Annotated in this window: 16 protein-coding genes; all 16 read left to right on the top strand. The window is 72.1% G+C overall.

Annotation, left to right across the window (positions count from 1 at the left end; all coding sequences use genetic code 11):
• The first annotated feature begins 2 nt into the window (after positions 1-2).
• The 16 genes from rimM to ABZX10_RS03640 all read left to right on the top strand — a co-directional run bounded on the left by rimM (position 3) and on the right by ABZX10_RS03640 (position 12,313).
• Complete coding sequence (rimM, locus tag ABZX10_RS03565; RefSeq protein WP_355534586.1) at positions 3-524, top strand: ribosome maturation factor RimM; 522 nt, start codon at positions 3-5, stop codon at positions 522-524.
• On the top strand, positions 524-1,225 hold the full coding sequence (gene trmD, locus ABZX10_RS03570) for a tRNA (guanosine(37)-N1)-methyltransferase TrmD (protein WP_355534851.1): 702 nt from the start codon (positions 524-526) through the stop codon (positions 1,223-1,225). Before rimM ends, trmD begins: the two co-directional genes overlap by 1 nt.
• Before the next feature lie 161 nt (positions 1,226-1,386).
• On the top strand, positions 1,387-1,530 hold the full coding sequence (locus tag ABZX10_RS03575) for a hypothetical protein (RefSeq protein WP_355534588.1): 144 nt from the start codon (positions 1,387-1,389) through the stop codon (positions 1,528-1,530).
• Positions 1,527-2,477 (top strand): HAMP domain-containing sensor histidine kinase, encoded by a 951-nt coding sequence (locus ABZX10_RS03580; RefSeq protein ID WP_355534590.1) that lies wholly within the window; start codon positions 1,527-1,529, stop codon positions 2,475-2,477. The genes ABZX10_RS03575 and ABZX10_RS03580 overlap by 4 nt, the downstream gene beginning before the upstream one ends.
• 76 nt (positions 2,478-2,553) lie before the next feature.
• A complete protein-coding gene (locus ABZX10_RS03585; RefSeq protein WP_355534592.1) occupies positions 2,554-2,865 on the top strand; it encodes a YbaB/EbfC family nucleoid-associated protein in 312 nt (103 codons plus the stop codon).
• Positions 2,862-3,140, top strand: a complete 279-nt coding sequence (locus tag ABZX10_RS03590) for a hypothetical protein (protein ID WP_068570414.1) — start codon at positions 2,862-2,864, stop codon at positions 3,138-3,140. Before ABZX10_RS03585 ends, ABZX10_RS03590 begins: the two co-directional genes overlap by 4 nt.
• A complete protein-coding gene (locus tag ABZX10_RS03595; RefSeq protein WP_355534594.1) occupies positions 3,137-4,021 on the top strand; it encodes a hypothetical protein in 885 nt (294 codons plus the stop codon). Before ABZX10_RS03590 ends, ABZX10_RS03595 begins: the two co-directional genes overlap by 4 nt.
• Positions 4,005-4,424 (top strand): hypothetical protein, encoded by a 420-nt coding sequence (locus ABZX10_RS03600; RefSeq protein WP_355534596.1) that lies wholly within the window; start codon positions 4,005-4,007, stop codon positions 4,422-4,424. Before ABZX10_RS03595 ends, ABZX10_RS03600 begins: the two co-directional genes overlap by 17 nt.
• Positions 4,425-4,433: 9 nt before the next feature.
• Entirely contained in the window at positions 4,434-6,869 is a 2,436-nt protein-coding gene (locus tag ABZX10_RS03605) for a Tex family protein (RefSeq protein ID WP_355534598.1), read from the top strand.
• Positions 6,870-6,921: 52 nt separating this feature from the next.
• Entirely contained in the window at positions 6,922-7,899 is a 978-nt protein-coding gene (locus ABZX10_RS03610; RefSeq protein WP_355534600.1) for a hypothetical protein, read from the top strand.
• Between the two features lie 61 nt (positions 7,900-7,960).
• Positions 7,961-8,302: a 50S ribosomal protein L19 gene (gene rplS, locus ABZX10_RS03615; RefSeq protein WP_019203499.1), complete on the top strand. Its 342-nt coding sequence runs from the start codon at positions 7,961-7,963 to the stop codon at positions 8,300-8,302.
• A gap of 140 nt (positions 8,303-8,442) precedes the next feature.
• Positions 8,443-9,288: a signal peptidase I gene (gene lepB / locus ABZX10_RS03620; RefSeq protein ID WP_355534603.1), complete on the top strand. Its 846-nt coding sequence runs from the start codon at positions 8,443-8,445 to the stop codon at positions 9,286-9,288.
• A gap of 6 nt (positions 9,289-9,294) precedes the next feature.
• The gene (locus ABZX10_RS03625) at positions 9,295-9,978 is read left to right on the top strand and encodes a ribonuclease HII (RefSeq protein WP_355534605.1); all 684 of its coding nucleotides are present in this window, start codon (positions 9,295-9,297) and stop codon (positions 9,976-9,978) included.
• A gap of 43 nt (positions 9,979-10,021) precedes the next feature.
• Positions 10,022-10,327 carry a DUF2469 domain-containing protein gene (locus ABZX10_RS03630; protein ID WP_068570439.1) on the top strand — a complete coding sequence of 102 codons (306 nt, stop codon included), beginning with the start codon at positions 10,022-10,024 and terminating at the stop codon, positions 10,325-10,327.
• 144 nt (positions 10,328-10,471) lie between these two features.
• Positions 10,472-11,698 (top strand): MFS transporter, encoded by a 1,227-nt coding sequence (locus ABZX10_RS03635; protein WP_355534608.1) that lies wholly within the window; start codon positions 10,472-10,474, stop codon positions 11,696-11,698.
• 39 nt (positions 11,699-11,737) lie between these two features.
• Positions 11,738-12,313, top strand: a complete 576-nt coding sequence (locus tag ABZX10_RS03640) for a TetR/AcrR family transcriptional regulator (RefSeq protein WP_355534610.1) — start codon at positions 11,738-11,740, stop codon at positions 12,311-12,313.
• The last annotated feature ends 92 nt before the right edge of the window (positions 12,314-12,405 follow it).

The raw sequence follows: 12,405 nt of genomic DNA on the forward strand, positions 1-12,405 counted from the left end.
CGATGGAGCTCGTGATCGGCCGCGTGGCCAAGTCACACGGCATCCGCGGCGAACTCGTCGTCGAGGTGCGCACCGATTCGCCCGAGCTCCGCTTCGCGGACGGCGCCGTCCTCACCGGACGGCGCCCCCGCGAGAAGAACACCCGGACGTACACGGTGGCAGCCTCCCGGAACCATTCCGGGAGGCTGCTCGTGCGTCTGCAGGGTGTGAACGATCGCACTGCGGCCGACGAGCTGCGCGGCACCCTGTTCCTCATCGACTCCGCCGACGTCGAGCCGAGCGACGATCCGGACGAGTTCTACGACCACGAACTCGAGGGCCTCGCGGTGCGCACCGTCGGCGGTGAGGACGTGGGCGTCATCGCCGAAGTCCTGCACGCGCCCGGTGGGGAGCTGCTGTCGGTGAAGGCGCCCGACGGCCGCGAGATCCTCATCCCGTTCGTCACCGCGATCGTCCCCGAGATCGACATCGCCGGTGGCGTCGTCACCGTCGACCCGCCCGAGGGGCTCCTGGACCCCGAATGATGCGCATCGACGTCATCACGATCTTCCCCGAGTACCTCGCGCCGCTGCGACAGGCGCTGCTCGGCAAGGCCGTCGACAAGGGCATCCTCGAGTTCGGCGTGCACGACCTGCGGGACTGGACCCACGATGTGCACAAGGCCGTCGACGACTCGCCCTACGGTGGCGGGCCCGGCATGGTCATGAAGCCCACCGTCTGGGGCCCCGCGCTCGACGACGTCTGCCCCGACGACGCGCTGCTCGTCGTCCCCACGCCCGCGGGCGTCCCCTTCACCCAGGCCATGGCGCACGAATGGGCGAACGAGGACCACATCGTGTTCGCCTGCGGCCGCTACGAGGGCATCGACCAGCGCGTCTTCGACGACGCCGCCCGGCGGGTCCGCGTGGTCGAGGTGTCCATCGGCGACTACGTGCTGATCGGCGGCGAGGTCGCCGTACTCGTCATGGTCGAGGCCTTCGGCCGGCTCATCCCCGGGGTGCTCGGCAACAAGCTCAGCCACCAGGACGACTCCTTCTCCGACGGTGCCGGCGGCCTCCTCGAGGGCCCGTCGTACACGCGCCCCGAGACCTGGCGCGACCTGACGGTGCCACCCGTACTGCTGTCCGGCGACCACGCCAAGGTCGCGCAGTGGCGCCGCGAACAGTCCCGCGCGCGGACCGCGGACCGTCGACCGGACCTGCTCCCACCTGCGCAGAGCTCCTGAGGATCGGCGTGGTAACCGGACCCACCGCCGCCGCGAGTGGTGGGTGGCGCGCCGTCGCACCCCGACGCGTGTAGTACTGCAAAGGCAGAGCGGTTGCGGGCGGTACCGTCGAGTCCGACGGGGCGGTGGGTGCCGCCCGCGCTCGAGTGGAGGGAGGGGCGTTGACCCGGATCCTGATCGCCGACGACGGCCGGCGCCCGCCGCACGAGGTCCACATCAGCGCGCTGAGGCGCACGGTGGACGCGCCCTTGGGTGCCGCGTCCGTCGAGGCGCGGCGCGGCCACGACCACCGGATCCGCCCGTGAGGCGCCTCGGGTCCGTCCGGATGCAGCTCGCGCTGTTGACGTGCGTCGTCGTGTTCAGCGGTTACGCCGTCGTCGCGCCGGCGACGGCGCCGCTCGGTGGTGCGATCTCCGGACTGATCGCGTGGTTCGTCGCGGGCCGGGTGCTGCGGCCCGTCGGCGCCATCGAGCGGCGCCTCCGTGAGCTCTCCTCCGGTGACCTGAGCCTGCGGGTCCCCGAGCCCGCGGGTGACGACGAGGTGGCCCGTCTGGCCCGGACCATGAACGACACGCTGGAGCTGCTGCAGGAATCGTCCGACCGGCAGCTGCGGTTCGTCGCCGACGCGGCGCACGAGCTGCGCGGACCGATCGGCGCCGTCCGCGCCGACCTCGAGGTGGCGGCGGCGTATCCGGATCAGGTGGACCCCGTCGTCGCGGTCCGCGAAGCACTGATCGACGTGGACCGGCTGCAGTCGGTGGCCACCGACCTGCTGACGCTCGCCCGGCTCGAGGCGGGGGAGAAACCCAAACGGGAGATCCTGCCGCTGTTCGAGGTGCTCGGGCCCGTGCGGCCCCCGACGGACGTCGAGTACACCGTCGACGTCGATCCCGCGACCCTCGTGGTGGGCTCCCGGCAGCAGGTGACGCGGCTCCTGCAGAACCTCGTCGACAACGCGGCGCGGCACGCCCGGTCGGCCGTGTCGCTCACCGTCCGGGAGGTCGACGGTGCCGTCGTCCTCGACGTCGACGACGACGGGCCCGGCATCGCGCCGGAGCATCGCGAGCAGGTCTTCAGCCCGTTCCTGCGTCTCGACGAGGGTCGGTCCCGGGACGACGACGGCTCCGGCCTCGGGCTGGCCATCGCCGCCGAGATCGTGCGGGCCCACGAGGGAGCGATCCGGGTCGGGGAGTCGCCGTCGGGCGGGGCGCGGCTGCGCGTGGAACTGCCCGCACCGGCGCCGATTCCGTAGATCGGCCCCGGCGCGTCGCGCGGCGCGGCATGATGGCCGGAGCGGGCGTGGGGGCGCCCGGGATGGGCGGGGAATCATGGCTGTCGTCGACGGTGCTCGCGGTGCCGCTGCCCTCCTGGCGGAGGTCGAGCGGCGCGAGGCCGAGTTGGCACGCCTCGACGAGGAGTTCCGCACCGCACGGGTCACCGCGCGCTCGAAGGATCGCACGGTGGCGGTCACCGTCGACGTGCGCGGGCACCTGGTCGACGTCGAACTCGCGCCGGCGTCGGCCCGGGCGCACCCGCCGGAACGGCTGGGGCCCTTGATCGTCGAGCTCGCGGAGCGCGCGGCCGATTCGCTGCGCGAGCACTACGCGCGGCGCGCCCAGATCGCCCGGACGCCCGCATGATCTTCGACCTGGAACCGGCGGCGTGGGAGCGGCTCGCGCGCACCGTCGACGCTCTCGCCGAGGCGATCCCCGCGCCGGCCGCCCTTCCGTTCCCCGAGGACAGGTATGCGCGCGCACTCGGCGCGGCCCCCGTCGTCTCCGACGCAGCGGCGCGCGAGCTGCATGCGTCGTCCGTCGCGGAGCTCCGGGCGCTCGCCGAGCGGATCCGCACCGGCGCCCGGACCGCGATGGCTGCGGATCAGGCCGCCGCGGAGGCGATCGAGGCCGCGGGATGACCGACCCCGAGTTCTGGCCCCGCTCGCCCGGCGAGTTCACCGGCGCCGCCGAGCAGTACCGCGCCGCGCACGCCGAGGCACGGCGGATCGCCGCCCGGCTGGGCGTGCGGGCACCGTCGGACGTGTTGGTCCGGGCCGGCGAGCTCGACAACGCCAGAGCGGCCCTCGTCGGCGACTACGCGGTCCTCGTCGACGAGACACGCTCGCGGATGACCGGCATCGCCGCCCGGACCGGGCTCGCGCGTCTCGAGGCCCGCGGCGGCCGGCCGCCCGGAGATCCGGCGGCGGACGAGGCCGCGGACCTGGCCGAACTGCGGGGCCGGGCCGAGACGGAGGATGCGGCGGAGGAGGCCGAGCGACGGTCCGCGTCCCTCGCCGCGGGGCACGGTTCCGCCGTCGGCACGATGGCGCCCCTGGCCGGCCTGGGCATGCTCGGCCGGTCGCTCGGGTCCGACGGTGCCCACCGCGCGGCGCACTACGCCGTGCCGGCCGCGGCCCCCGCGGACCTGGACCTGCGGCTGCGGGAGCTGTGCGGGGCGATCGGCGGCGCGGCGCGGACCTGGGTGCGGATCGCGGTCGCGGAGGTCGTGGACGAGGCGGGCCGGCCCTGGCGGCTCATCGGCACCACCGAACTCGACGGCTACCTGCGGCCCGGCGTGGTGCTGCGCGACGGCGAGCTCGCCGCGGGCAACGAGGAATGGCCGGAGCTGTCCATCGCCACCTTCTGCGCCGCCCGCGGCTTCGCGCCCGGCCCGGTGGTCGGCGCGATCCCGCCGCCCGACGAGGTGTGCGACCACCTGCGCGCGTCGGGCTTCGCGCCGAGCTGGTCGGGCGACGCGTGGGCCACGGGAGGAGGGGACGCCGATGCACAGGTCGACTAGCCTGCCGGACCTGGCGGATGCGGTCGCCGCCGTGGCCGCGGATCGTCGGCACGCCGCGGGCGTGACCCTCGTGGCCGGCGCGCTGGATCGCGCGGCGGATCCGCGGCTCGACGACGCCGGCGAGGTACTCCTCGACGAACGACGGGCGCCGGGGTCCCGGCGCGGGGAGGCGCACCGTCTGGCCGCGGCGGTCGAGCGTCTCGACCGGGCCGCCCACCGGTGCCGTCGCGACGGTGACCACACCGGCTACGTCCTGGGCTTTCAGGCGGCGCGGGCGCTGTCGGCGTTGCACTTCCTCGTCCGCGACGGCGGGGAGGCGTTGGCCGATGTCGCGTACGAGGCGGTGATGGTGTGCGGCGCCACGGAGCCGGTGATCGCCGAACTCGTCGGTGGCCGCCGGTAGGGTGGCCGCGTGAATTCGAGCGCGCCGAGCAAGTCCGTATCCGCCCGCATCGCCGAGGAGCTCTCGGTGGGGGAGAACCAGGTGGCCGCAGCGATCCAGCTGCTGGACGAGGGGTCGACGGTGCCGTTCATCGCCCGGTACCGCAAGGAGGTCACGGGCAGCCTCGACGATGCGCAGTTGCGTGCCCTCGAGGAGCGGCTCGGCTACCTGCGGGAACTCGACGACCGCCGGGCCGCCGTCATCGCCTCGATCGAGGAGCAGGGCAAGCTCACGCCCGAGCTCCGGGCGGCGTTGCTCGCCGCCGACACCAAGGCCCGTGTCGAGGACATCTACCTGCCGTACAAGGTCAAGCGGCGCACCAAGGCGCAGATCGCGCGGGAGAACGGCCTCGCCCCGCTGGCCGAACGGCTGCTGGCCGATCCCACGCTGGTTCCCGAGGAGCTGGCGGGGGAGTTCCTCGGCGAGAACGTCGCGGACGCGGCGGCGGCGCTCGAGGGCGCGCGGCACATCCTCGTCGAGCGGGCGTCCGAGGACGCGGAGCTCGTCGGCACGGTCCGCGAGAAGTTCTGGGGCGACTCGACCCTGCGCACCGGCGTCCGGGAGGGCGCGGACCCGCAGAAGGCGCAGAAGTTCCGCGACTACTTCGAGTTCTCCGAGCCGCTCGATCAGATGCCCTCGCACCGGGTGCTCGCCGTGCTGCGCGGGGAGAAGGAGGAGGTGCTCTCCCTGCAGTTCGACGGCGGTGAGGACGCCGATTACGAGGCGATGGTCGCGGCCGTGCTGGGGATCTCGAACCAGGGCCGGCCGGCCGACAAGTGGCTGGGCACCGTCGCGCGGTGGGCGTGGCGCACCAAGCTGATGGTCTCCGCGACCGTCGACGCCCGCACCCGGCTCCGGCAGCGCGCCGAGGAGGACGCGGTGAACGTGTTCGCGACCAACCTCAAGGACCTGCTGCTGGCCGCGCCGGCGGGCACCCGGCCCACGCTGGGGCTCGACCCGGGCTTCCGCAACGGCGTGAAGACCGCCGTGGTCGACGGCACGGGCAAGGTGCTGGACACGCTCATCATCTACCCGCACCAGCCGCAGAACCAGTGGGACAAGAGCAAGGCGCTGCTGGCGGCCCTCATCGCCCGGCACGACGTGGAGCTCGTGGCGATCGGCAACGGCACTGCCTCGCGGGAGACCGACGCGTTGACCACCGAGCTGCTCGGGGAGATCAAGAAGGCCGGCGCGCGCGTCCCCGCGAAGGCCGTCGTCAGCGAGGCCGGCGCGTCGATCTACTCCGCGTCGGAGTACGCCTCGCAGGAACTGCCGGACATGGACGTCTCGCTCCGCGGCGCCGTGTCCATCGCCCGCCGGCTGCAGGACCCGCTCGCCGAGCTGGTGAAGATCGACCCCAAGTCGATCGGCGTGGGCCAGTACCAGCACGACGTGTCGCAGGCCAGCCTCGCGAAATCGCTGGACGCGGTGGTCGAAGACGCGGTGAACGCCGTCGGGGTGGACCTGAACACCGCGTCGGTGCCGCTGCTCGCGCGCGTGTCGGGCGTCTCCGAGTCGCTGGCCGCGGCGATCGTCGCGTACCGCGACCGGTCCGGCGCCTTCCGCAGCCGGTCCGGCCTGCTGGACGTCCCGCGGCTCGGCCCGAAGGCCTTCGAGCAGTGCGCAGGCTTCCTCCGTATCCGCGGCGGCGACGACCCGCTGGACGCGTCCGGCGTGCACCCCGAGGCGTACCCGGTGGTGCGGAAGATCCTGGACCGCTCGGGTCTGCAGCTGGCCGAGCTCATCGGCAACAGTGCGGCGCTGGCGAAGCTGCGCCCGGCCGATCTGGTCGCCGAGCTCGCCCTCGAGTTCGGGTCGGAGCGGTTCGGTGTGCCGACGGTGACCGACATCCTCGCCGAGCTCGACAAGCCCGGCCGGGATCCGCGTCCGGCGTTCGCCACCGCGACCTTCGCCGCGGGGGTGGAGAAGGTGTCCGACCTGAAGCCGGGCATGGTGCTCGAGGGCGTGGTGACCAACGTGGCCGCCTTCGGCGCGTTCATCGACGTGGGCGTGCACCAGGACGGCCTCGTCCACGTCTCCGCGATGTCCGACCGGTACGTCTCCGACCCGCACGAGGTGGTCAAGTCCGGCCAGGTGGTCAAGGTCAAGGTGGTCGACGTGGACGTTGAGCGGCAGCGCATCGGCCTCTCGCTCCGCCTGAACGACGATGCCGCCCCCAAGCAGCGCGGCCCGCGCGACGGCGGGCAGCGAGGCGGTGACCGCGGCGATCGCGGCGGCCAGCGCGGCGATCGTGGTGGACAGCCGCGCGGTGGGCAGGGCCGGGGAGGCCACGGCGGGCAGAACCGTGGCGGCCAGCAGGGCGGCCGCGGGCAGCGCGGAGGGCGGGAGCAGGCACCGTCGGGCTCGATGGCCGACGCCCTGCGCCAGGCCGGCTTCGGCAAGTAGCGCCGCGCGGCGTTCCGACCTGCGGTGACGGTCCGCGCCGTAGGTTGGAGGCATGTCCACCTGGTTCCGGCACGACATCGTGGAGGCGGGACGGCTGCCGCTGTTCGCCTTCTTCGTCGGGCTGATCGTGGGCTTCGTCTGCATCCGGATCAGCGTGCGGCTGATCCGGGCGAACGTGCGGTGGTGGTTCGGCAATGTCACGCCCGGCGGCCTGCACGTGCACCACATGGTGTTCGGCGTGGTGCTCTGCATGGGCTCGGCGATCGGCCTCATCGCGAACTTCGACAAGGCCACCCAGACGACGGCCGCGGTACTGGCCGGAGTCTTCGGGCTGGGCGCGGCGCTGATCCTCGACGAGTTCGCGCTGATCCTGTACCTGCGCGACGTGTACTGGCAGGAGGAGGGGCGCGCCTCCGTCGACGCCGTGTTCGTCGCGGTCGCGGTGACCGGGCTGCTCCTGCTCGGGCTGCGGCCCCTGGACCTCGTGGACATCGCGGGGTTCCGCGACTCGCCCGAGCGGGCGGCGCAGATCCTGTTCGGCGTGATCAGTCTCGGGACGGCCGCGATCGTGCTGCTCAAAGGCAAGATCTGGACCGGGCTCGTCGGCCTGTTCTTCTTCCCACTGCTGCTCATCGGCGCGATACGGCTGGCGCGGCCGGGCTCGCCGTGGGCGCGCTGGCGGTACGAGACGAGCTCCCGGCGGATGCTGCGCGCGCTGCGCCGCGAGCGCCGGGTCCGCCGACCGTTGATCCGCGCGAAGATCGCGGTGCAGGAGCTCATGGCCGGCCGCCCTGACCTGCTGCCGCACCTGCGGGAGGACGCGGAACGCGAGCTGGATCGCACCGTCGTGCCCGCGCCGGCGCCGCCCCGTCGACCGAGGTCCATGGCCCGCCGCCTGACGATTTCGAAGAACCGGCGCCGATCTGGCACAATCAACAGGTTGCCCGGGCTGCGTGCTGCCCGGGTGTATCCGACTGCGGCGCAGTCGGCAGGACAGGAGTACGAACCGGTCGAACCCCCGCGGCAGTAGTCGCGACGGGCCGCCAGGGTCCTCTGCTCGCGAAGACATGTAAGAAACGGATGATCCAGCGATGAACACGCTCGACTTCATTGACCAGCAGTCCCTGCGCAGCGATGTGCCCGACTTCCGCCCCGGCGACACCCTTGACGTGCACGTCAAGGTCATCGAGGGCAGCAAGGAGCGCGTCCAGGTGTTCAAGGGCGTCGTGATCCGCCGCCAGGGCGGCGGCGTGCGCGAGACCTTCACCGTGCGCAAGGTTTCCTTCGGCGTCGGTGTGGAGCGCACCTTCCCCGTGCACTCCCCGAACATCGCCAAGATCGACGTCCTCACGCGTGGTGACGTCCGTCGCGCGAAGCTGTACTACCTGCGCGACCTGCGTGGTAAGGCCGCCAAGATCAAGGAGAAGCGCTGATCTAGGCTCCGGCCCGGCAGCAGACCTCACCGCTCCCCGCAGAAGTGCTCCGTCGCCCCGCGAATACCCGTGGCGCGCGAGGACATCTGCGGGGAGCGGCTGTTTCTCCGGGCGTGATGCCCGCTCGGTAGTGTGTACCCGTGCCCGAGCAGACGAATTCCCCGGACAACCCCGACCAGGCCGACGGCGGCGAGCCGACGGCCGACCGTCGGACGGGCGGACGGCACGCGGCACCCGAAACGGACCCGGCACCGTCGGACGGTGCGGGGGAGAAGAAGGCGAAGCGCGAGAAGAAGACCAACTGGCCGCTCGAGGTCGGAGCGATCGTCCTGGTCGCGCTGGTGCTGAGCTTCTGCCTGCAGACCTTCGTCGGCCGGCAGTGGTACGTGCCGTCGGAGTCGATGGAGCCCACCCTGATCGGCTGCGCAGGCTGCACCGGGGACCGCATCGTGACGCAGAAGATCAGCTACTTCACGGGTGACCCGAAGCCGGGCGACGTGATCGTGTTCAAGGGCCCGACCTCGTCGTGGGGGCTGGATCCCGTGCAGAAGGTGCGCTCGGACAACACCATCATCCGCGGCGTCCAGGAGGCGCTGTCGTACGTGGGCCTGCAGCCGCCGAACGAGAACGATCTGGTCAAGCGCGTGATCGCCGTCGGCGGCCAGAAGATCGAGTGCCGCCCCGAGACCGGTGTCACGGTGAACGGACGCAAGCTCGTGGAGCCCTACATCGCGGAGAACGCCAAGGCCTTCGCCAAGGACCAGGACGCGTGCTGGGGCAAGCCCTTCGGGCCGATCACGGTCCCCGAGGGCAATGTCTTCGTCATGGGTGACAACCGGATGGCATCGGCGGACTCGCGCTACCACCTCGAGGACGAGCTGCAGGGAACGATCCCCAAGGCCGACATCCGCGGCAAGGTCGTCGCGATCATCTACCCGTTCAGCCGCTGGCAGACGGTCAAGGCGATCAACCCGCAGCAGGGCTGATCGGCCGTGCGGGACCGATGGCCCCCGCGGCCCGTGGTAAGGGCATCGTCGGGCCTGAGCACGTTGGAGACGGTGCTGGGTCGGGCGGGGCTCGGCCCCGTCGCGGGGATCGACGAGGCCGGGCGCGGCGCGTGCGCGGGCCCGATGACGGTGGCCGCCTGCATCCTGCCGGCGCGGATCCCGCCGTCGCTGGCGCGCCTCGACGACTCGAAGAAGCTGACCGAGAACGCGCGCGAGCAGCTGTATCCGAAGATCCTCGAACTGGCCGTGAGCTGGTCAGTGGTGTCGATCCCGGCGCCGGAGATCGACCGGATCGGGGTGCACGTGGCGAACATCATGGGGATGCGGCGCGCGGTGGCCGGCCTGCAGGTGCGTCCCGGGTACGTGCTCATCGACGGTTTCACCGTGCCCGGGCTCGGCATTCCGTCGCTGCCGGTGATCGGCGGCGACGCCTCCGCGTCGTGCATCGCCGCGGCCAGCGTGTTGGCCAAGGTGACGCGCGACCGGGTGATGACGGAGCTCGACGGTGACTTCCCGGGTTACGGCTTCGCGGTGCACAAGGGCTACTCGACGGCGGTCCACATGACGGCGTTGGGGGAGCTCGGCCCGAGCAGCCAGCATCGCCTGCGCTATCAGAACGTGCGGGCGGCACTGGCCGCGTCGGCGGCCGGCGCCGCGGCGGCGCGGTAACCTGGAGCGGTTACGAACGATGACCTGAGGTGAGGAGGGCGACGTGAGCGCAGAGGATCTCGAGAAGTACGAGACCGCGATGGAGCTGTCCATGTACCGCGAGTACAAGGACGTGCTGAGTCAGTTCACCTACGTGGTGGAGACGGAGCGTCGGTTCTACCTGGCCAACGGGGTCGACCTGATCCCGCGCAACGCGGACGGCGAGGTCTACTTCGAGGTGCGGATGACCGACGCGTGGGTGTGGGACATGTACCGCCCGGCGCGGTTCCTCAAGCAGGCCCGCGTGGTGACCTTCAAGGACGTCAACATCGAGGAGCTCGACAAGCCCGAGCTGCGGCTTCCGGACTGAGCCGGCCGGACCTTCTGCAGGCACCGTTCCCGTTGGGGGCGGTGCCTGCGGCGTTGTCGGCGAAGATTAACGGTACACAGTGTCTCGAATATCTGTTATCGTTCTATAACGAGTCACATTGTCTCGATATAGAAGGAATAGCTCATGTTGCTTGATCGGACTGATAGTTCCAGGGGTGTCCACCGCACAGCGCCGGCCGTCGTGTCCACCGCCTTCGCGTTCCTGGTGGTCATGATGGGTACCACCCTCCCCACGCCCCTCTACTCGATCTACTCCGCGCAGCTCGGATTCAGCTCGCTCACGGTCACCGTGCTCTTCGCGGTGTACGCGCTCGGCGTCGTCGCCGCACTCACCGTCTTCGGGCGGCTCTCCGACGAGATCGGGCGCCGCCCGGTGCTCCTCATCGCCGTGACCCTGGCGGTCGTCAGCGCCCTCCTCTTCCTGCTGCCCCCGTCGCTGCCGCTGCTCATCGTGGCCCGCATCGTCTCCGGCCTCGGCGCCGGTCTCATGAGCGGCACCGGCACGGCCGCCGTGATCGACCTCGTCGCACCCGAGAAGCGGGCGGCCGCCGGCACGCTCGCCGTCGCCGTCAACACGGGCGGCCTGGCTCTCGGCACCTTGCTCGCCGGTACGGTCGCCGACCTCGCGGGGTCGCCGCTCGTCGTGCCCTTCGTGGTCCACCTCGTGCTCTCGGTGATCGCGTTCGCCGGACTGTGGGCGTTCGCGCCCAGGACCGCGATCGCCGGCAGCGTGCGGCTGCGTCCGCGGCGCCCGCGTGTGCCCGGCGAGATCCACGGCGCCTTCGTGCGGGCGGTGCTCGCCGCCGGCTCCGCGTTCGCCGTGACCGGAGTTCTCACCGCGGTCTCGGCCATCTTCCTGGCCCGCTTCCTGCACCTGCCGGGCCATACCCTCGCCGGCTTCGTGGTCTTCCTGGCTTTCGCCGGCATGGCGATCGGCCAGCTCGTCGCTCGCACGCTGGCGCCGCGCACGGCGCTCGTGGTCGGCTGCGGCGGGCTGGTCGTGGCCGCGGCGCTGCTCGCGACGGCCCTCGCGGCGCAGTCCCTGGTCGCCCTGCTGCTCTCGGCCGCCGTGCTCGGCCTGTTCGGCGGTCTCTGCATGAACGCCGGCATCGCCACCACCGTCGAGCAGGTCGAGCCCGCGCACCGCGCCGAGGTCTCGTCGTCCTTCTTCGCGGGCCTGTACGTGATGCTCGCCTTCCCGGCGATCGGCGTCGGCGCGCTCTCCGCGGCCGTCGGGCTGCGTACCGCCGGCCTGGTCTTCTGCGCGGTCGTCGCGGCGCTGGCCGCGATCGTCTGCGGCGTCGAGGCGCGGTCCGCGGCCCGCGCCCGAGCGGTGGTGGCGCGCGCGTGACGGCGCGGCGCGTGCCGAGACGGTTGTTACGGTGACGCGATGACGCAGACCGAGCGGCAGGCCGGGCGGCCGCGCAGTGCGGAGGCGCGCGCCGCCGTGCTGCGGGCCGTCGACGACATGCTCGTCGAACAGGGTTACGCCGCCATGACGATGAAGGGCATCGCTGAGCGGGCAGGGGTCGGCCGGCAGACGGTCTACCGATGGTGGTCGACCAAGGCCGAGATCCTGCTCGAGGCGAGCGCCACGGACGCCGCCGGCGAGCTCGCCGTCGAATCCTGTTCGACGGTGCGCGAGGACGTCGAGCGTTTCCTCGAGGCGGTCGTGCGGTTCCTCACGCAATCCGATGCGGGCCTGGCCTATCGGGCGCTGATCGGGGAGGCCCAGCACGACGCCAAGGTCGCCCGGCTGATGGCGGGCGCCGACCCGCTCGGCGGCGCCGCGCGCACCGTCGTCGTGCGCAATCAGCAGGCCGGACGGCTGCCTGCCGAGCTGGATCCGTCGGCGGCCGCGGCTGAACTCGTGGGTCCGGTCGTGTTCCGGGTCCTCGTGCAGGGGGCGTCCGTCGGCCGGGCGGAGATCGTCGCGATGGCGGGACGATTCGTCCGACAGGAATGAGTCCACGGCGCGCGCTGTCCACAACTATGCGTACATAACCTTTTCTCTCCACAGGCGCCGCCTTCCCGGGCGGTGCCTGTGGTGTGCGCGGC

The sequence above is a fragment of the Tsukamurella sp. NPDC003166 genome (assembly GCF_040611135.1).
Classification (GTDB): Bacteria; Actinomycetota; Actinomycetes; order Mycobacteriales; family Mycobacteriaceae; genus Tsukamurella.

Excerpts from the sequence above, each read along its gene's own strand:
- ABZX10_RS03610 (WP_355534600.1), top strand. The coding sequence starts at position 6,922 with ATGTCCACCTGGTTCCGGCACGACATCGTGGAGGCGGGACGGCTGCCG.
- ABZX10_RS03585 (WP_355534592.1), top strand. The coding sequence starts at position 2,554 with ATGGCTGTCGTCGACGGTGCTCGCGGTGCCGCTGCCCTCCTGGCGGAG.
- ABZX10_RS03590 (WP_068570414.1), top strand. The coding sequence starts at position 2,862 with ATGATCTTCGACCTGGAACCGGCGGCGTGGGAGCGGCTCGCGCGCACC.
- rplS (WP_019203499.1), top strand. The coding sequence starts at position 7,961 with ATGAACACGCTCGACTTCATTGACCAGCAGTCCCTGCGCAGCGATGTG.
- ABZX10_RS03600 (WP_355534596.1), top strand. The coding sequence starts at position 4,005 with ATGCACAGGTCGACTAGCCTGCCGGACCTGGCGGATGCGGTCGCCGCC.
- trmD (WP_355534851.1), top strand. The coding sequence starts at position 524 with ATGCGCATCGACGTCATCACGATCTTCCCCGAGTACCTCGCGCCGCTG.
- ABZX10_RS03595 (WP_355534594.1), top strand. The coding sequence starts at position 3,137 with ATGACCGACCCCGAGTTCTGGCCCCGCTCGCCCGGCGAGTTCACCGGC.
- rimM (WP_355534586.1), top strand. The coding sequence starts at position 3 with ATGGAGCTCGTGATCGGCCGCGTGGCCAAGTCACACGGCATCCGCGGC.
- ABZX10_RS03635 (WP_355534608.1), top strand. The coding sequence starts at position 10,472 with ATGTTGCTTGATCGGACTGATAGTTCCAGGGGTGTCCACCGCACAGCG.
- ABZX10_RS03640 (WP_355534610.1), top strand. The coding sequence starts at position 11,738 with ATGACGCAGACCGAGCGGCAGGCCGGGCGGCCGCGCAGTGCGGAGGCG.